The sequence below is a fragment of the Novosphingobium sp. SG751A genome, assembly GCF_013149295.1.
GTDB lineage: Bacteria > Pseudomonadota > Alphaproteobacteria > Sphingomonadales > Sphingomonadaceae > Novosphingobium.
The window spans coordinates 154,299-173,558 of sequence record NZ_JABGCB010000004.1 but is presented as its reverse complement, the minus strand read 5'-3'; the positions used below and the strand labels follow the sequence as shown (position 1 = coordinate 173,558).

General features: G+C 62.1%; 15 protein-coding genes and 1 riboswitch. Of the genes, 6 read left to right on the top strand and 9 right to left on the bottom strand.

Features of this window, described 5'->3' with window-relative positions; all coding sequences use genetic code 11:
* Positions 1-161 precede the first annotated feature (161 nt).
* Positions 162-1,754, top strand: a complete 1,593-nt coding sequence (locus FHW96_RS06865; protein WP_172339800.1) for an ABC-F family ATP-binding cassette domain-containing protein — start codon at positions 162-164, stop codon at positions 1,752-1,754.
* 29 nt (positions 1,755-1,783) lie between these two features.
* A riboswitch (yybP-ykoY riboswitch) is annotated at positions 1,784-1,942 on the top strand.
* A gap of 15 nt (positions 1,943-1,957) precedes the next feature.
* A complete protein-coding gene (locus FHW96_RS06860) occupies positions 1,958-2,965 on the top strand; it encodes a sodium:calcium antiporter (RefSeq protein WP_172339799.1) in 1,008 nt (335 codons plus the stop codon).
* On the opposite strand, the gene FHW96_RS06855 is transcribed toward FHW96_RS06860, so the two are convergent.
* Positions 2,940-3,884, bottom strand: a complete 945-nt coding sequence (locus FHW96_RS06855) for a LysR family transcriptional regulator (protein WP_172339798.1) — start codon at positions 3,882-3,884, stop codon at positions 2,940-2,942. The genes FHW96_RS06860 and FHW96_RS06855 overlap by 26 nt on opposite strands.
* 104 nt (positions 3,885-3,988) lie before the next feature.
* On the opposite strand from FHW96_RS06855, the gene FHW96_RS06850 reads away from it, so the two are divergent.
* Entirely contained in the window at positions 3,989-5,020 is a 1,032-nt protein-coding gene (locus tag FHW96_RS06850) for an aromatic ring-hydroxylating dioxygenase subunit alpha (RefSeq protein ID WP_172339797.1), read from the top strand.
* Here FHW96_RS06850 and FHW96_RS06845 read toward each other — a convergent pair whose 3' ends face one another.
* The gene (locus tag FHW96_RS06845; protein ID WP_172339796.1) at positions 5,021-5,950 is read right to left on the bottom strand and encodes a LysR family transcriptional regulator; all 930 of its coding nucleotides are present in this window, start codon (positions 5,948-5,950) and stop codon (positions 5,021-5,023) included.
* A 103-nt stretch (positions 5,951-6,053) separates the two neighbouring features.
* On the opposite strand from FHW96_RS06845, the gene FHW96_RS06840 reads away from it, so the two are divergent.
* Positions 6,054-8,312 carry a TonB-dependent receptor gene (locus FHW96_RS06840; protein WP_253950796.1) on the top strand — a complete coding sequence of 753 codons (2,259 nt, stop codon included), beginning with the start codon at positions 6,054-6,056 and terminating at the stop codon, positions 8,310-8,312.
* A gap of 36 nt (positions 8,313-8,348) precedes the next feature.
* Here FHW96_RS06840 and FHW96_RS06835 read toward each other — a convergent pair whose 3' ends face one another.
* Complete coding sequence (locus FHW96_RS06835) at positions 8,349-8,744, bottom strand: hypothetical protein (RefSeq protein WP_253950795.1); 396 nt, start codon at positions 8,742-8,744, stop codon at positions 8,349-8,351.
* A gap of 154 nt (positions 8,745-8,898) precedes the next feature.
* On the bottom strand, positions 8,899-10,053 hold the full coding sequence (locus FHW96_RS06830) for a lactonase family protein (protein ID WP_172339794.1): 1,155 nt from the start codon (positions 10,051-10,053) through the stop codon (positions 8,899-8,901).
* Positions 10,054-10,225: 172 nt separating this feature from the next.
* Here FHW96_RS06830 and FHW96_RS06825 point away from each other — a divergent pair, with 172 nt between their 5' ends.
* A complete protein-coding gene (locus tag FHW96_RS06825) occupies positions 10,226-11,170 on the top strand; it encodes a LysR family transcriptional regulator (protein WP_253950794.1) in 945 nt (314 codons plus the stop codon).
* Positions 11,171-11,258: 88 nt separating this feature from the next.
* Here the strand turns inward: FHW96_RS06825 and FHW96_RS06820 are convergent, their stop codons facing one another.
* Complete coding sequence (locus FHW96_RS06820) at positions 11,259-11,849, bottom strand: outer membrane protein (RefSeq protein WP_172339793.1); 591 nt, start codon at positions 11,847-11,849, stop codon at positions 11,259-11,261.
* A gap of 304 nt (positions 11,850-12,153) precedes the next feature.
* Between FHW96_RS06820 and FHW96_RS06815 the strand changes: the two genes are divergently transcribed.
* A complete protein-coding gene (locus FHW96_RS06815) occupies positions 12,154-13,278 on the top strand; it encodes an FAD-dependent monooxygenase (protein ID WP_172339792.1) in 1,125 nt (374 codons plus the stop codon).
* 2 nt (positions 13,279-13,280) lie between these two features.
* Here FHW96_RS06815 and FHW96_RS06810 read toward each other — a convergent pair whose 3' ends face one another.
* Genes FHW96_RS06810 through FHW96_RS06795 form a run of 4 tightly spaced genes read right to left on the bottom strand, consistent with a single transcriptional unit; the run spans position 13,281 to position 19,243 of the window.
* Positions 13,281-14,189, bottom strand: a complete 909-nt coding sequence (locus FHW96_RS06810; protein WP_172339791.1) for a LysR family transcriptional regulator — start codon at positions 14,187-14,189, stop codon at positions 13,281-13,283.
* Positions 14,190-14,244: 55 nt separating this feature from the next.
* Positions 14,245-16,689 (bottom strand): TonB-dependent receptor, encoded by a 2,445-nt coding sequence (locus tag FHW96_RS06805; RefSeq protein ID WP_172339790.1) that lies wholly within the window; start codon positions 16,687-16,689, stop codon positions 14,245-14,247.
* A gap of 60 nt (positions 16,690-16,749) precedes the next feature.
* On the bottom strand, positions 16,750-18,219 hold the full coding sequence (locus FHW96_RS06800; protein WP_172339789.1) for an NAD-dependent succinate-semialdehyde dehydrogenase: 1,470 nt from the start codon (positions 18,217-18,219) through the stop codon (positions 16,750-16,752).
* A gap of 13 nt (positions 18,220-18,232) precedes the next feature.
* Positions 18,233-19,243 (bottom strand): dihydrodipicolinate synthase family protein, encoded by a 1,011-nt coding sequence (locus FHW96_RS06795; protein ID WP_172339788.1) that lies wholly within the window; start codon positions 19,241-19,243, stop codon positions 18,233-18,235.
* Positions 19,244-19,260: the final 17 nt, after the last annotated feature.

Below are 19,260 nucleotides of genomic sequence, written 5' to 3'. Positions count from 1 at the left end.
CGGATCCTGCACAGGACGATTGCGACAGGGCGCCTTTGTCGTTATAGGAAACATATTGGCATTGAGCATCGGCACTGGGCCGGCATGCCTGCAGGAGGATAAAATGGACCGGAAGGCGCGCTGATCAAGCCCGTCCTGTTTTGCAATTTTCCGGTGTCATTATGCCTGCGTTTCTCACTCTTGATGGCGTTTCCATCGCCACGCCCGCCGGGCGCGTGCTGTTTTCCGATCTCTCTCTCAGCCTGAATCGTGAATGCATCGGCCTTGTCGGACGCAATGGTTCGGGCAAATCCAGCTTGCTGCGCGCGATCATGGGCGAAATCTCGCCTCTGTCGGGCCATATCACGCGGATGGGCACCATCGGCATGGTGCGACAGAACCCCGCGTCGGAAAGCCTGACAGCAGGCGAAGCGCTGGGGATTTGCGATGCGCTGGCCCGGCTGGAACGGATCGAGGCCGGGAAGGGCAGCGAAGCGGATTTTGCCGAAGCAGACTGGACCCTGCCTGCGAGGCTCGACGAGGCTTTGGCCGCATCCGGCCTTGGCCCGGTGGACCATGCCCGCGCCCTGTCGACTTTCAGCGGCGGAGAACGGACCCGGCTGAGCATAGCGCGCCTGTGGCTCGATGGGCCCGACCTGTTGCTTCTGGACGAGCCGACCAACAATCTTGATGCCGACGGGCGTGAGGCGATGGCGGGCCTGTTGGCCGACTGGCGCGGCGGGGCGCTGATCGCCAGCCATGATCGCGCCTTGCTGGATCATGTCGATGGTATCCTGGCCCTATCGCCCACCGGCACGACATGGCATGGCGGCGGATGGTCCTCCTATGTCGAGGCGCGCGATGCAGCGCAGGCCCGGATGGAGGCCGATGTCGAACAGGCCGAGCGCGAAAGGAGCGCCGCCGCGCGGCAGGCGCAACAGGTCCGCGAACGTCAGGCCCGCCGCGACCGCCGCGGCGAGGCCTATGCCGCCAGCGGCAGCGCGCCCAAAATCCTGCTGGGCCGTCAGCGCGAGAGGGCGCAAAACACAGGCGGACGGGGCCGGGTGTTGTCCGATCAACAGGTTGTCGAGGCTTCGGCCCTGCTCGCCAATGCCAAGGCACGGCTGGACATCGCGACACCGCTGAAAATCGAACTGCCTTCCTCGCTTTTTCCCGCCCATCGACAGTTGCTGTCCTTTGACCATGTTTCATGGCATGCGGCGGGGCGGAAGGTGGTGGATGACCTCTCCTTCACTCTGCAAGGCCCCGAGCGGGTCGCTCTGACCGGGCGCAATGGGGCGGGCAAGAGTACGGTGTTCAAGCTGGCCTGCGGGCAATTGGCGCCGCATTCGGGGGCGATCAGGCGGCCCGATGAGCCGCTGGCCATCCTCGATCAGCATGTCGACATTCTCGACCATGGCGCCACGATCCTCGACAATATGCGACGGCTCAATACTGCTCTTACCGAAAATGAGGCGCGAGCGGCATTGGCCCGATTTGCCTTTCGCAATGTTGAGGCGGACCGCATCGTGGCCGGATTGAGCGGCGGGGAATGTCTGCGCGCGGGTCTGGCCTGCATCCTTTCGGCGCGTTCCATGCCGCCTCTGCTGTTGCTGGATGAACCGACCAACCATCTCGATCTGCCCTCGATCGAGGTCATGGAGCGCGCGTTACGCGCCTATGACGGGGCGATCTTCGTCATCAGCCATGATCGCGCCTTCCTCAACGCCATCGGCATCACCCGGGAAATCGTACTGCCCCATCCCTCCGGTTGACATGCGGGCCGGAAAGGGCCAAAGCGCGACCTCCCTTGGGGAGTAGCCATCCGCATTTTCAGCGGAGCGCATGTCAACAAACTTGGCCTCGGCCATGGCATGTGCGGCCTTTACGGTTCGGCGAGACCATGGATCGGCATGCACTCGGGGTCGGGCGCGTGCCCGGTTCATGTGTCCAATACCCGGCCCTGTGGAATCTGTTCATGTCTTCTTTGACGATCACCATCGCGCTGCTGCTCGGGTCAGCTGTCGTGATCTATCTGGCCTGCGAATATTTCGTGAATGGCGTCGAATGGGTCGGCGAAAAGCTGGACGTGGGCCAGAAGGCGACCGGCACGATTCTGGCCGCTTTCGGCACCGCCCTGCCCGAAAGCGTGGTCACGCTGGTGGCGGTGGCCTTTGGCACGGGGGCTGCGGCCAAGGAACTGGGCGTGGGCGCGGCGCTGGGCGGCCCGCTGGCGCTCTCGACCATTGCCTATGCCACGGTGGGCGTGGTGCTGCTGCTGACGGGGCGGCGGCTTGCTGCCTCACCTGAAATCGCGCACACCTTTCTCCATCTCAGCAAGGATCAGGGCTGGTTCCTCGCCATCTTTGCCGCCAAGATCACGCTGGGCCTGATCGCCTTTGCGTGGAAACCTTGGCTGGGCGTGCTGTTCCTTGCCGCCTATGCGCTGTATGTCCGTCAGGAGTTGGGCGGCGAAGGCGATGATGCCGAAGAAGGCATCGAACCGCTGAAATTCCAGTCCCGGCGCGCGGTGCCCGCCACGGGCATGGCCATCTTTCAGGTACTGGCGGCGCTGGTGGTGATCTTTGTCGCCTCGCAGACTTTCGTGCGGCAATTGGAAGCGCTGGGGCCGGCGTTGGGCCTGCGTCCGCAATTGCTGGCCCTGCTGTTCAGCCCGATCGCCACCGAATTGCCTGAAACGATGAATGCCATAATCTGGGTGCGTCAGGGCAAGTATAGGCTGGCGCTGGCCAATATTTCGGGCGCGATGATGATTCAAGCAACGATCCCCACCGCGCTGGGCCTGTTCTTCACGCCATGGCTGCTCACGCCGCCCCTGCTGGTGGCCGCAGGCGCAACGATGGCGGCGATCCTTATCATGTTCCTTGTGTTCCGGCGCGGCATGGCCTCACGTGGGCTGCTGGCGGGGATGGGGCTGCTCTATCTGGTGTTTGCGGGCGTCATCGCGGCGCTGCATCTGGGTTAAGCGGCGAAGGATCGCGCCCCAGAAACAGCCGCGCAATCAGCGAGCGCAGCCAGATCACGCCCGGATCGTCCTGCACCCGCAAATGCCAATATTGCGCGATGCCGATCAGCGGTGCGGCAAAGGGCGGATCGATCAGACGCAGCGGGGCCATACTGGCAAAAATGGCCCCCACCGCCTTGGGCACGGTGCTGATCAGATCCGAGCCGGCCACCAGCAGCGGCACGCTCATGAAATGGGGTGATTGCAGCGCGACACGGCGGCGCAGTCCCATGGAATCGAGCTGTATCTCGAACAGTTCCTGACTGCGCCCGCTGGAGGAAACGACGATATGGCCCAGCGCCAGAAAGGCCTCCTGCGTCCAAGGCGCATCCAGCGCCGGATGCCCCTCACGCATGATGCAGGTGAAGGGATGGTCGAACAGCTTTTGCGTCATGAAAGGCCCCTGCCCCAAATCGGGGAAATAGCCCAGCGCCAGATCGACCGCCCCGGCTCCCATCGCCTGCACCAGATCGGTCGGGCGCAGCGAGCGGCATTCGAGCGTCACCTGTGGCGCGGCGCGCTCCAATTCCTGCATCAGGCGCGGCAGAAACACCAGCTCTCCAATATCCGAGGTGGAGAGCACAAAATGCCGCGTGGCGCCCGCCGGATCGAAATGACGCCCGGCCAGAATGTCATGCTCCACCCCATGCAGCAGGCGGCGCAACGGATCGCGCAAGGCTTCGCCCAGTGCCGTCGGGCGCATCCCCGCCCCGTCGCGCACCAGCAGTTGATCGCCCATCGCCCGGCGCAATTTGGCCAGAGCAAAGCTGACATTGGGCTGGCTCATGCCCAGACGGCGGGCCGTGGCATGGACGCCGCGCTCCTCCAGCAAGGCGTCGAGCACCACCAGCAGGTTTAGGTCAAAGCGGCGATAGTCCATGCATCATAATCCGTCTGGCTGATTATCATGATTATATCAAACAGTCTGACGGATTATGCCAGATGCTTCTAATCTCCCCGCAACCGCAGGGAGAGAGAAGCCACATGACTACCAAGCCATTCCTTCGCAACATCTGGTATGTCGCGGGCTGGGCCGCCGATCTGGCGCCCGGCGCGCGGGTGGCGCGCACGTTCTTGAACCGCCTGGTCGTTCTGTGGCGCAGCGAGGCGGGCAAGGTCTTCGCGCTGGACGACCGCTGCGCCCATCGCGCCATGGCGCTGTCGAGCGGGCCGGTGGTGGGCGAAGCGATCCGTTGCCCCTATCATGGCATGGAGTTCGGCGGAGACGGGCGCTGCACCCGCATTCCGGCGCAGGATAAGATCCCCGATATCGCCCGCGTCCGCGCCTATCCCCTGATCGAGCGGCAGGGCTTGCTGTGGATCTGGATGGGCGATGCGGAGAGGGCCGATCCGGCGCTGATCCCCGATTATCCGGTGCATGACGATCCCAAACTGGCCTGGCGCAGTTCCTATTTCCATGTGGCGGGCAATTGGCAATTGCTGGTCGATAATCTGATGGATCTCTCGCACCTGCCCTATATCCATGCCCACACGATCGGCGGCGATCCGGACCTGCATTTCCGCACCAAAACCCAATCGGAAAAGCTGCCCAATGGCGTGCGCGTCCTGCGCCATATGCCCGATTCCGATCCGCCGCCCACCTATGTTGCCGCCGCGGGCTTTACCGGCAAGGTGGACCGCTGGCAGGAGATCGAGTTCGAACCGGTGATGATCCGCATCCACACCGGCGCCTGCGATCCGGGCACGGGGGCCTATGACGGGCGGCGCGAGCATGGTTTCTCGATGCTGGGCTTTCATGGCATCACGCCGGAAACCGAAACGACCACGCATTACTTCTGGTCGATGGCCACCAACATCCTGACCGACGGCATTCCCGACGAGGTCTTTGATCAGACCGCCCGCACCTTTGCCGAGGATATGGAAGTGCTGGAATTACAGCAGGCGCGGATGCGCGACATGCCTGACCTGCCGATGATCGACATCGCCAGCGATGCGGGCGGGCGCCACACCCGCCAGTTCATCGCCCGATGCCTGACGCGCGAGCATGAGGGCTGATCAGCCCCGCCCTTCGCGCTCTTCCATCACGCGCTCGGCCCATTGGGTGAAACGCTCGATCAGCCAGATCAGCGCCGGGTCCTCGGCGCGGGCGCGGTGGCATTGGATCGCCTCGTCCATGGTGGGGATGGTCACCGGCAGCGGCCAGTAACTGATGGGCAGATATTGCGCCGCCTTGCGCGCCAGCGATTCATGCAGGATCGCCAGACGCCCCGTGCCGATCAGCAATTGCGGCACCGCGGCAAAGGTCGTGGTGGTCAGCGCGCTGTTGATGGTGATGCCCATCTGGCTCAATTCGTGGATGGCGAAGGATGAACTGACCGTCCGCCCGATCTGAACCGAGATGAAGCTGGCATCCAGCATATCCTCCAGCGTGGTCGGGCGGGCCATGAGGGGATTGTCGTTCCATCCGGCCACAACATGGCGCTCCTTGAAAAAGGACACCGCCGGATGCTTTTCGCTGACATAATTGCGCGGGGTGATCAGCAGGTCGATCTCGCCCGCCTCCAGCATGGCGATGGCCTGATCGTGGGGCGGCACGATGACGAAGCGCAGTTCCGGGGCCTCGCTCTCGATTTGCGGCAAGAGATCGCCCAGCACCGCGACAAGGATGAAATCCGAAACCATCATACGGAACACCCGCGTGGATGTGGCCGGATCGAAATGGGCCGGTGTGCCCACCAGCGCGTCCAGATCGCCCAGCACTGCCTTGAGCCCCGGCTGCAGCCGCAGGGCAAAGGGCGTGGGCACCATATGCTTGCCGTGCTGAACCACCAGCGCATCGTCAAAATGGCGGCGCAGGCGCGACAGGGCCGCGCTGATCGCGGGCTGGCTGACATGCAGTTGCTGGGCCGCACGGGTCACGCTGCGCCGGTCGATCAGCACATCGAGAACCTGAAGCAGATTGAGGTCGAGTCCTTTGAAGCGCATATTCTCATTCGTTTTTGTTATTCATTGGATAAATACAAAATATTTCTCTTATGCAACAGCCCCTGCCATCCTTGCCCCATAAAAATCACATGGGGAGATGAGCATGCACTTGAAATATCTGCTGATGGCGTCCGCCTTGATCGCCGGGCCGGCGATGGCGCAAAGCCCCAATGTGGGCCAAAATGCGGGCCTGCAGGACATCGTGGTGACCGCTCAGCGGCGCGAGGAAAATCTGCAAAAGGCCGCCCTTGCCGTCAGCGCCGTTACGGGCGACACGCTGGTCAAACAATCGGTGACGCAGGCGACCGACCTGTCGCGTCTGGTGCCCGCCTTGCAGGTGGCCCCTGCGGCCTCCTTCACCCAGATCTATATGCGCGGCATCGGCAGTTTCGGCGCCAATGCCTTTGCCGAGCAGGGCGTGGCCTTCAACCTCGACGGTATTTACCTGTCGCGCCCGGCCGCCCCTGCCGCGCTGTTCTACGATCTGGAACGGATCGAGGCGCTGAAAGGTCCGCAAGGCACGCTCTATGGCCGCAATGCCAGCGGCGGCGCGCTCAATGTCATCACGGCCAAGCCCAAGCTGGGCGAGACGGGCGGTTTCGTGAACGCCGAATATGGCAATTACAATGCGTTCAAGACCTCGGCGGCGATCAATCTGGCGCTGGGCGAACAATGGGCCGCGCGGCTTTCGGGCCAATATGCCCGCCACGACGGCTATATGAGCGATGGCTATGACGATGAAAACACCGGCGCCCTGCGCGGTCAGGTGAAGTTCGACAATCGCGCCGGGATCAATGCCACGCTGATGCTGGATTACGGCCATGTGGGCGGCAAGGGTTCGGGCGGCACGATCATGCCCCTGCTCGGCAATGGCCGCCTTGGGCCGAGCGATCCGGCGGTGGTGGCCGCCTATTTGAGCAAGAGCCCCACCGCGCCCGTGCCCCAGATCACCGCCAAGGGCGACGGGTTTCAGGACAACAGCTATTATGGCGCGGCGCTGACCGCCAATGCCGATCTGGGTTTTGCCACGCTGACGGTGATCCCGGCATGGCGCAAGACGGACCTCAATTTCCTGTCCTATGCCTCCTCCTTCCTGATCCGCGACATTGAAAAATCGCGTCAGGGTTCGGTCGAGGCGCGGCTTGCCAATCGCTCCGGCCCGGTAAACTGGGTGGCGGGCGCCTATTGGTTCAACGAACATGTCGACGCCAACCAGCGCTATGATCAGGGCAGCAACGGGTTGCAGGTCAATTCGCTGCTCGATACGCAAAGCCTCGCCGCCTTTGGCCAGGCAACCGTGACGCTGGCGCCCACGTTCCGCGTGACGGGGGGCCTGCGCTATACCGATGATCGCAAACAGCAGGCGACCAATTTCACCACCATGCCCTTCGTCGGCTTTGTCAGCCCCGGCACCGGCAATTTCACACCCATTTTCGCCAGCATCCCTGCGGTGGCCACAACGGACATCCATTTCCGCAAGGCCACATGGAAAGCAGGCGTCGAATATGACGTCGCCCCGCGCAGCCTGTTCTATGCCTCGGTGGCGACCGGGTTCAAATCGGGCGCGCTCTATGCCGCATCGGGGCAGAACTATTCCGCGCCCGAAAACCTGACCGCCTATACGATCGGGTCCAAGAACCGCTTTCTCGACAACCGCCTGCAATTGAATGTCGAGGCCTTCTGGTGGGATTATCGCAACCAGCAGATTTCGCATCTCGGCCCGGTTCAGGTGGCGACAACGCCGGGCGGTGCGGTCTATGCCCCGGTGTTTCTGACCGAGAACGCGGGCGGGGCCAAGCTCTATGGTCTTGAGGCCGAAGTGCTGTTCAAGCCCACGCCCCATGACCTGCTGACCGCCGATATTCAGTGGCTTCACGCGCGCTACAAGACCTTTGGCTATTACGCCTATTCCTCGTCCGGGGCGACGCCTGCGGCCGGTTGCGCGGTTGCGCCCACCTCGCGCATTGCCGCCACCACGGGCGCGGCCATCTTCAGCGTTGACTGTTCGGGCCGTCCGCTGGTCAATGCGCCTGACTGGACGATCAATCTGGCCTATGAGCATAAGTTCGATCTGGCGGACGGAGCCAACCTGACCTTTGGCGCCGACACCCGCATCCAGAGCGCCAGCTATGTCTCCATCGACTATCTGCCCGATGGGCGTCAGGGGGCCTATACCACCAGCAACGCCCGGCTGGCGTATGAACCGGCGGGCGGGCGCTATACGTTGACCGCCTTTGTCAACAATATCGAGGATACCAGGGTCTTTTCCGCCAGCTTTCAAAGCCCGGTCAAGAATGGTGTGCTGTACAATCAACTGCGCGCGCCGCGCACCTTTGGCATTCGCGGATCTCTGCGTTTCTGATGCGTTTGGGGGAGGCGGTCGCCTCCCCCAAACGAATTACCGGTGACGGTGGCCGCCGCCACCTCCGCCCCCCTGCCTGCCGCCGCCCCCACCACCGGGGAAATGCGGCATCTGCATCCGCTCTCCGGGCGACATGGATCCATGGAAGGGCTGGAAATTATGCGGTCCGCGCGGCGCCTCACGCATGAAATGGCCTCGATCACCTCGGATATACACCCGGTCGCCAAGCCCGCGACGGTAATAGAAATATCCGTCATTGCCCCAGTAACCGTCATAGATCGAGCCGTAATAGCCATCATACCACCCGTTATAGGCATAGGGCCCCGGCCCATAGCCCGCGCGGACGCCATAGCCATAATCATCCGCGCAGGCCGCCAGAGGCAGCGTGCTGAGGCCCAGCAGCAGAAGCGAGAAGGTTCTTTTCATCGTCATGACAGCCTCCATGATCCAATCGTGGTCCGCCCTGCGCGACATATTGTTTTTATGCCATCGCGCCGGGATGGCCAAAGGGATATGGCCAGACCGTTAATCTATTATCCGACCGCGACTGTGACTTGTGGCTGAATGAACGGTGCGAAAAGCCAAGCTATCGCGAGAGGAATTTGAGGTCCGAGGCCTGATCGATGCTCAGCGTCTCCACCTCTGGCCCAACCACGCCGCTGGCGGAATCGCGGCGGAACACTTTGACCCCATGGCTGCGCTGATTGGCGATCAGGACAAAGCGGCCATCGGGCGAAAAGGCGAATTCACGTGGCTCATTGCCCTCGACCGCCCGGCGGTCGGCCAGTTTGAGCGATCCATCAACCGGCGAAATCGCATAGCTGAGCAGGTGATTGTCGCTGCCGCGATTGGTGACCGTGAGGAAACGGCCGTCGGGCGAGAAATGCAGCGCCGCAGCACCCACCTTGCCCGCAAAGCCTTCGGGCGCCAGCGTGACCGTCTGACGCAGCGTCAAATGGCCCTCGCTATGGTCCAGCACCGCCACCTGTCCGGTCATTTCCAACGTGACATAGGCATGGCGGCCATCGGGCGAAAAAATCAGATGGCGCGGGCCCGATCCTGCTGGCATTTCAGCAAAAGGCTGATCGCGCAGCGCCGAGAGCGGCATCTCGCGCCGGGCCGGGTCATAGCGATAGGCATAGATCCGGTCGCCCCCCAGATCCTGAACGAAAACAAACCGGCCATCGGGCGAGGAAACAACCGAATGGACATGGGGCGAGGCCTGTCGCGCGGGATTGACCATGCTGGCGCGATAGGTCTTGATTTGCGTGGCCGGCCCCAGCGCCCCGCCCTGGCCCACCGGCAACACAGCAAGCGTGCCGCCCGGGTCCGCCGACACCGCATAATTGGCCACGAACAGATAGCGCCCGTCCTTGCTCAGGCTGGCATGGGTCGGCTCGGCCCCCAGCGAAGATGTGCGGTTGATGAAGGTCAGTCGCCCGCTGGCCGGGTCCATCCGATAGGCCGAGGCGCGGCCCACCGGATCGCGCCCGCCCTCGCCGTTTTCATCCACCGCATAGAGCAGACGATGATCACCCGACAGCACCAGCCATGACGGGTTTTCCGCCGGGCTGACCTGCGTCGGGCGCGGGTCGATATGGCCGGTGCGATCATCGAATTGATAGAGGTAGATGCCCTTGCTCTCGCCCCCGGTATAGCTGCCGATCAGCAGCGGCGTGGCCAAAGCCGAAGAAGCACCCAGCATCACACCGAGCGAGCCGAGCAAAACCTTGAAAACCATGATCTGTATCCTGCCAAATGCGGCGCCATTGGTGGCCGGTTCACGCATCAGCGTCAAGCAGGCAGGAGAAACGGGAAAACTTCGCGATCCGGGTGGCTCTGCGCATCGAAAAGGCGTATCGGCCGCGATCATCGGCCCCGGGGCCGGATGCTCTGAGGGGGCGACCCGCATCATGATGGATCTCAACGATTTTGCCTTTTTCGCCGCCGTGGTCGAGCATGGCGGCTTTACCGCCGCATCGCGCGCGACCGGCGTTGATAAGGCCCGGCTGAGCCGCCATGTCGCCGCGCTTGAGGAAAGGTTGCATGTTCGCCTGCTCCAGCGTTCAACCCGAAGCGTTGTGCTGACCCAGGCGGGCAAGAGTTTTTATGAAGGCTGCATGCTGGTGATCGACGGGGCGCGGGTGGCCTGCGAAAGCGTGCTGGAATTTCAACGCGAGCCATCGGGCACCATTCGCGTGGGCAGCCCGGTCATCATCGCCCAGAATTTCCTCGCCCCCATCCTGCCACGCTATCTGGCGGCCCATCCCAAAGTGTCTGTGGTGGTCGAATCCACCGATCGCCAGCTTCACCCGCTGGAGGACCGTTTCGATGTGATCCTGTCGGCACAAGCACAATTTCCCGATTCCAGCAGCCTTGTCGCGCGCGAAATCGGGCGCATTCGGCGCATCCTCGTGGCCCATCCCGATTTTCTGGCCCAGCATCCGCCCTTTCGCGATCCGGCCGATCTGATCGACATGCCGATCATCGCGCGCCATACCGACATGGTGGATGAAAGCGCCCGCTGGACCATGCTCAATGAGGAGGATGTGTCCTTCAAACTGGATTTCCAGCCGCGCCTGGTGACGGGCGATCTTCAGATCCAGATTGAGGCGGCCTGTTCAGGGCTTGGCCTTGCGCTTTTGCCCGAACCGCTGGTCGATGCGCGGCTGGATGATGGCGATCTGGTGCGCGTGCTGCCCGACTGGTTCACGCCCGAATACAGCCTGTTCATTGTCTATCCCACCCCGCGCGGCATCCTGCCTTCGGTGCGCAGTTTCATCGATTTCGCGCTGGCCAATATCACGGTCGGGCCCAAAAAAGCCCGCGGACCAGCGGATGGTGCTGGTCCGCGGTGACAGCGGCCAAGGCGCATTGGGGGGTGGACGGAGCATTGGCCGGCGTTGAACCGGTCCATGCGCGCGCGCTTGGCCGAAAGGTCAGATTTTAGAAGCGGTAGGCAACGCCGGCAAAGATCTGGTGACGGTCAAACCGGCCATTGCCTTCGCTGAAATCGCTGTAGCGATATTCGACGCGAGCCGAGACCTTGTCGGTCAGCTTGCGCTCGACACCGCCGCCAAGCAGCCAGCCATCGCGATCATCAGAGCTATGGATGTTGCCGATATTCGCACCGACCAGCGCGTTGGTGTAGCCACCGCGTACATAGGCCAGCGTCTTGGGCGTCACCAGATAGCCGGCGCGCAGCGACAAATCGACCGAACGCTTGGGCGAGATTGCGGCCAGCCCGTTGCCAAAGCGCGAGCTGATCGGAAAGTTCACTTCGGCCTGCGCGCCCACGACGATGCGGGGATAGACTTCATGGTCATAGCCCATGAACACGCCCAGCGTACCGGTATCGCTGGTCTGGGCCAGAGGGGTGACGCCAAGCGCGGTGCCGGGGTTGCGCACGTCATTTTCTTCCCAGCCGCCCTGAACGCCGACGAAGGGGCCGGTAAAGCTTTGGGCATTGGCCGCAGCGGGGGCGGCAACAGCGGCCAGAGCGACAGCAGCAACGGCAGTATAGATGACAGACTTCATGATATTCCTCCTGCGCCCGCTGTCTCTTATTGCCCTTTGGCCCGGCTCCTGACAGGTCAGAAAACCGTTGAACCACTGGTGTTTGGCAGCGGGTGTGGCCGCCAAATGGGCCTGTCGAGGCCTGATGATAAGACGGCAATTGCGTAAAGGATTGTTGTTGTGATGATGATAATCGAGCGCAGCGGGCTGCAAAAGAGCCTGAGCCATCATTTCCATGGATAATCAAAATCCAGATCCATGCGTTTCTCTCCCGGCGGCCCTTGCGGCATAGAAGCAGGCAGAAAAAATTAGGGGCGAGAGAGACATGTCGGTGAATGCGAAATCCTTCCTGATCGTGGGGGGCGGGGTCGGTGGCATGTCGGCGGCCATTTCGCTGCGCCAATGCGGCGCGGATGTGGAATTGATCGATGTCGATCCGCAATGGCGTGCGCTGGGCGCGGGGATGACGATCACCGGGCCGACCTTGCGCGCCTTTGACAGGCTGGGCCTGCTCGATAGTGTGCGCGAAAAGGGCTATCTGTCGGACAGGACCAAGTTCTTTTCCAAGGATGGGGTGTTTCAGCGTGAAAATCTGGCCCCCTCGCTCGAAGATGGCCTGCCGCAGGCGGGCGGAATCCTGCGGCCCGATCTTCACGCGATCTTTTCGGCCAGAGTGCTGGAACTGGGCGCCAAAGTGCGGCTGGGCATCACCATCACCGATATTGCCCAGGATGATGACGGCGTCACCGTGCGTTTCAGCGATGGCGGCCGCGGACGCTATGACGCGGTGGTGGGTGCCGATGGCTTCGGCTCGGCCACGCGCGGCATGATCCTGCCCGACGCGCCGCGCGCGCGGTTTACCGGACAGGGCTGCTGGCGCCTGCTGGCCGACCGCCCGGCCCATGTCACCAGCCCGGAGATCTATTTCGGCCCGGATTACAAGGTGGGGGTCAACCCCTGCTCGCCCGACAAGATGTATTTGTTTGCCAATGTGAAAATGCCGGGCAACCCACATGTGCCCGATGGCGAGCTGGTCGAAAGAATGCGCGCGCTGCTGGCCCCGATCGGGGGGACGATTGCCGGGCTGCGCGAGGGGATCGGGCCGGATTCGGCCATCAACTACCGCCCGCTCGAAGCGATCCTGATCCCCCTGCCCTGGCACAAGGGCCGCGTGGGGCTGATCGGCGATGCTGTGCATTCGACCACGCCCCATCTGGCATCGGGCGCGGGCCTGTCGGTCGAGGATGGGCTGCTGGTGGGCCAGATGCTGGCTGGGGCGCAGGATGTCGAGGCGGCGTGGCGCGCCTTTGGCCAGCGCCGCTGGGAACGCAGCCGCATGGTTGTGGAAAACAGCGTGCTCATCGGCCAATTGGAGCAGGAAGGCGGCCATGACCACCGCATCGCCCAGATCATGGGCGAAAGCGTGATCGCCCTGTCGCAGCCGGTGTAAGATCAGCCCCGCAGACCGCCGGCTGTTTCGGCAAGCACGCCGACCAGCCAGCGGATCGCCTCGTCGTCGTCGTTGCTGATCCGCCATTGCACAGCCTCGCGGATGGGCGGAATGGCAAAGGGCAATTCGCGGATGACCAAAGGCATGAAGCGGGCGAGCTGCTCGGCCAAGTGGCGATAGGTGACGGCGATCCGCCGCGATCCGGCAATCAGACCAGCCTGTTCGACAAAGGAGGGCGCGACCATTTCGACCCGCCGCTTCCTGATCCGGCCCAAATAGGGTTCATCGAAAGTCGGCACACCGGCGCGGCCAAAGCGGCATACGACATGGCCCAGCGAAAAGAACAGCGCCGAATCCATCTCTTCGCGCATCGCGCCATTACCCGCCCAGCCCAGAATCACATGATCGTCGGCAAACAGAAACTGGCTGGGATGATCGGGACTTAGCGCGGATTCCAGCGTCAGCAACAGGTCGATATGCCCGCGTTCGAGCGCCTCATGCGGCGCATCGGCCATAGGCAGGATGGCGATCCGCAGCAAAGGCGCGAGCGTTTCAAGGCGGCGCAGCACTGGGGCCAGCAGCACATGCGCGGCATAATCGGAAGCCATGATGCAAATCTGGCGATCGGCGGTAACGGGATCGAAACGCGGCGTGGCGGTGATGGTCGCGGTGATTGTGGCGAACAGCGCGCGCACCGGCTCGACCAGTTCCTCCGCCCTTGGGGTCAGCACCAATTGCCGCCCCTGCATCACCAGCAGATCGTCGCCGAAATAGAGCCGCAGCCGTTTGAGCGAATTGGAAATGGCCGATTGGGTAAGACAAAGCCGATCCGCCGCCACGGTCACGCTACGCTCTGTCAGCAGAATGTCGAGCGCAACCAGCAGGTTGAGATCGAGATCGAGAAAGCGCATCAGGATCGCCCCTAGTAGGGCACGGGAACATGAAGTCCCCGTGCCCACACCCGGATCAGAACTTGGCCGACAAACGCAGGCCAAACGTACGCGGCGCCGAATAATGGGCGATGGCAAAACCCATGGGCGAGGATTGCGGGGCCAGATTGCGGCGCTTGTTCTCAAGGTTCTGGACATAGGCGGTCAGCGACCAACCGCCCTCGGCGCTGCGCAGGGCCAGCGAGGCGTCGGTGGTCCAATAGGCGGCCACATGTTCGAAATCGAGGAATTCAAAAGCCGCCCACTGATCGTCGCGCCATGCGGTGTTCACATTGGCAACCAGTTCGCGCTTCTCATCGACGCGAATGACCTGTTCGGCGCCCAGATTGACCGTCCATTTGGGCGAGAACAGCAAGGGTCGCCCCGAACAGTTGAAGCTTTTGACCGGCGCGCCATTGCTGAAAGTGCCGGTCAGGCTGGAGGGGCAATTGAAATTGTCAAAGGGCGAGGCCGAGGTCAGATGCAGGTCATTATAGACCGTATCGAGATATTGCACCTTGCCGCTCAGCGTCGTGCCCGAGGCGGGTTTGACCACCAGATCGACATCGAAGCCCTTGATCGTCGAGCGCCCGGCGTTTTCATTGGAATTGATCAGCGTGCCGTTGGAATCGACGGTGAAATAGGCGATCTGCTGATCGCGATATTTCCAGTAGAAACCCTCAAGGTTCAATTGCACCCGGTTGTTGAAGAAGCGGTTTTTCGATCCCACGGTGAAGGCCGTGATGAATTCAGGCTTATACTGGATCTTGCTGGGTGAATCGACCATCTGATAGCCGCCCGCGCGATATCCGGTTTCCACCGTGGCATAGAGCAGGCTGGTGGGCGCAACATCATATTCGGCCGAAACCTTCCAAGTCACGCGGGAAAAGGGCGAGCTTTGCTTGATGTTATTATAGGTTTTGACGATCTGCCCTGCGCCGCTGTTCAACCCGTAAACCACCGTACCAGCAGTCGCATTGCTGCCCGGAACGGTGAAACCCGCCGACGGATTGATATAGCCATTGCTGCCCAGCCAGCCAATCGCCGCATCGGCACTGAACAGGTTGGGCATATGCGGCATCTGGCCGATGCAGAAGGGCGGCGTGGTCGTGTTGGCGCAGGAAACGATGATATTGTTGATCAGGCCGTCGATCGACTTGGTATCATGCGTATAGCGCGCCCCGCCCACCAGACGGAAGCTGTTGCCGATATGCGCGGTCAATTGCCCGAACAAGGCCCAGCTTTCAGTGGTAACGCGATAGTTCTGGATCGGCAGGACGAATTCCTGATTGTATATGTTGCTCGCCCGGATATTCTCCTTGAAGTAAAAGCCGCCCAACACATAGTCCATCATGCCGCGTTTGCCTGCAAGCCGGGTTTCAAGGCTGGTCTGATTGGTGCTTTCATTGACGCTGCCGGTGTTGAAGGCGGGAGCGTAGATGATCGAATGTTCCTGCGTGTCGCGATAGGCCGGGATCACGGTCAACTTGCCGATGGAGGTTTGCACATTGGCCTCGGCATGGACGCCCCAATAAGTGATGTTCTGGCTGAGCGCGCTTTGCATGGCCTGGCGGAAATCCATGCCTGGCCCGCCAAGCTGGGTCTTGCGATAGGCATTGCTGGCCGCGCTGTTGAACCCCTCGCCCGCACTCAGGCCCGATGGGGTGAAGACATAACCCGTGGCCGATGGCGCGAAGGAGCCAAGATAATCGCCCCCAACGCCCAATCCGCCAACATGGCTGTAGTCCCCACCGATGCGCAGCGACAGGTCACTTGACGGCTCATAAAGGAACTGGGCGCGCAGCGATCGGCGCTTGGCATCATCGGTGCCATCTTTGTTATAGCCATCGTGGGAAAAGAGCGCGCCCGCGATACGCAGCGCGCTATGCTCGCCGGTGGCCAGATTGACATGGGCATCAACATCGACCTGATTGTAATTGCCATAGGCCAGATTGACGCCCATCCCGTTCTTGCCCAGTTCCGGGCGCGCGGGCAGAACGTTGATCGCGCCGCCCGTGGCATTGCGGCCATAGAGGATGCCCTGCGGGCCTTTCAGCACCTCCACCCGCGCCAGGTCATAGAAGGCGGCGCCAAACATGCCTCCGCTGCGCCCCAGCACGACGCCGTCGAAACTGGGCGTGACGGCGGGGTCGTTATAGCTGCTGGTGGTGATATTGCCCACGCCGCGGATGAAGATCGAGGCGACCGAGCCGCCGGGCGCGGGAATGCTCAGCGCCGGAACCGCCTTGGTCAGATCGGCCGCATTGGAAATCCCGCGCTGGACCAAGGCATCGCCGCGCACGGCGTCAATCGGGATCGCCGCCTTTTGCAAAGATTCCGCCCGGCGCTGGGCCGTGACGATGATTTCGCCAATGCCCGCGCCGGTTTCGGCCTGCGGTGTTTGGGCCGATGTCTGCGCATGAGCGGCCCCGGCCAGAGCAAAGACCGAGATGGTGGTGGCAAGAAAGGTGATGTTTTTCATCTTGTAATCCTCCCCGTATAGACGGATTTATTTTATTGTAATTTAGTGATTTATCCGGGATCAGATGCCGCCCAGCGCGACATATTTGGTTTCCAGATATTCCTCGATGCCGACATGCGCGCCTTCGCGGCCAAGGCCCGATGCCTTGACCCCGCCAAAGGGAGCGACCTCGGTGGAGATCAGCCCTTCGTTGACCCCGACCATGCCGAACTCCAGCCCCTCGATCACGCGGAAGATCCGGCCCGCATCGCGCGCGCAGACATAGGCAGCGAGGCCAAATGGCGTGTCATTGGCCAGCGCAATCGCCTCACCCTCAGTGTCGAAGCGGAAGACCGGGGCAACCGGGCCAAAGGTTTCCTCGGCAAAGACTAGGGCGTGGCGAGGCACGCCGCTCAAGACCGTAGGCTGAAAAAAGCTGCCGCCAAGAGGATGGCGCGCGCCGCCTGCCGCGATTGCGGCGCCTTTGGAGAGGGCGTCGGCGATGTGCTCCTCAACCTTGGCCACGGCGGCAGCGTCGATTAGCGGTCCGATGGCCACGCCCTCTGCCGTGCCCTCGCCCACGGTCAGTTTCGCCGTTTCCTCGGCAAGCCGCGAGACGAAGGCGTCATGGATGCCCGATTGCACCAGAAAGCGGTTGGCGCCGATGCAGGACTGGCCCGAATTGCGATATTTGGCCATCATCGCGGCACGGATCGCGCCTTCCAGATCGGCATCGTCAAACACGATAAAAGGCGCGTTTCCGCCCAGTTCCATGCTGGTCCGCTTGATCGTAGGCGCGCATTGCTCGAGCAGGAGCGCGCCGATTTCCGTCGATCCGGTAAAGGACAATTTGCGCACCGTGGGATTGGCGGTCAATTCCCCGCCAATCGCCCCGGCCGACCCGGTAACGACATTGCACACGCCTGCGGGCAGCCCCGCGCGCTGCGCCAAACCGCCAAGCGCCAGCGCGGTCAGCGGGGTCTGGCTGGCGGGTTTGATGACCCCGGTGCAGCCCGCCGCCCAGCCCGGCCCGGCCTTGCGGGTGATCATCGCGGCGGGGAAATTCCACGGCGTGATCGCGGCAAACACGCCCACCGGCGCCTTTTGCACCAGAATGCGCCGTCCGGACAGGTTTTGCGGAATAATCTCGCCATTGATGCGCTTGGCTTCCTCGGCGAACCATTCGATGAAACTGGCGGCATAGAGCACCTCGCCGCGCCCTTCGGTCAAGGGTTTGCCTTGTTCCGAGGTGATAAGCAGGGCCAGATCGTCGATATTCTCCATCATCAGATCATAGAACCGGCGCAGGATGGTCGAACGTTCCTTGGCCAAAGTCGCGCGCCATGCGGGCAATGCCCTTTCCGCCGCCTCAATGGCGCGGCGCGTTTCGGCCGCACCACCCTTGGGCACGCGCGCGATCAGCGCATCATTGGCCGGATTGCGCACATCCAATGTTTCGCCACTGTCGGCCTGAACCCATTGCCCGCCGATCAGCATCGCGCTGCGCAGCAGGCTGGGGTCCTTCAGCGGGAGGGGGATGGGATTTTCCATAACAGTTCCCCCCTCAGGCCGGATTGCGGCCGATAAAGAATAATTCGTCGGCATCGCTGGTGGGATTAAGGCCCGCGATCTCTTGCCCGCGCCGCAATGCCATCATGTCGCGCTGATAGACCCGCGCCGTGGGATGGCGCAGCGGGCCGCCATTATAGCCCTGAAGCCAGCCTTCATATTTCCACATCATCCGGTTGATCAGGCCATTGCCCGCCTGCGGCACGCCGGCAAAAGCCTTGCGCGCGGGGTCGATGCGGTGGAACTCGGCGGTGGCCTCGTCGAAGCGGCCATCGCGGATCATGTTGAAAATTCCGGGCAAAACCGGACCAAAGAAAGCAGAAAAATTGGTCCCGCAAAAGGGCACATCGATCAATTGCGCCAACGGGATGAACTCATGCTCCATCGGAAAGGAGATGACGACTTCCTCATGAAAGGCGCGATGCACCTCGATCGGCCCCATGATATGCGGCATCCCGCCCTCGGCCTTGATCGAGACAACATTGGGGCAATCATCGACCAGACGCCGCAGCAGATCGACCGGCATATCGATCGGACTGAACCGGCCAAAGCCCCATGTCGGGATCGGAAACAACATCACCGCCATATCGACCGCATCGCAAAACGCCTTGGTATAGGCGTAAACATCCTCCAGCGATTTGGGATAGAAGAAGGGCGGATAACCCAGCAAAACCAGCTCCGCACCCGCCTGCTGCGCCAGCAGGGCGGCCTCGATATTGTCCTCCAGCGTGTTGAACACGGCATGATGGACGACAAAGATGCGCCCGGCGGCCTGTTCGACCATGACCTGCACAAATCGGTGATACTCGGCCAAAGTCATCGCCACTTCGGAACAGGCAAGCGTGCCGACGAAGCCGTGTTCGATGGTCTTTTCGATGTCGTGGCGGGTGGCGATCTCGTTCAGTCCCTTGAAATCGCCGGTCATGGTCGGGATAACCACATTGGCAACCCCAAGCATCTTTTCACGCGCCCATGCGCGGGCCTCGGATCTGGTATAGCTGGGCATAATCGACCTTTCGAAAG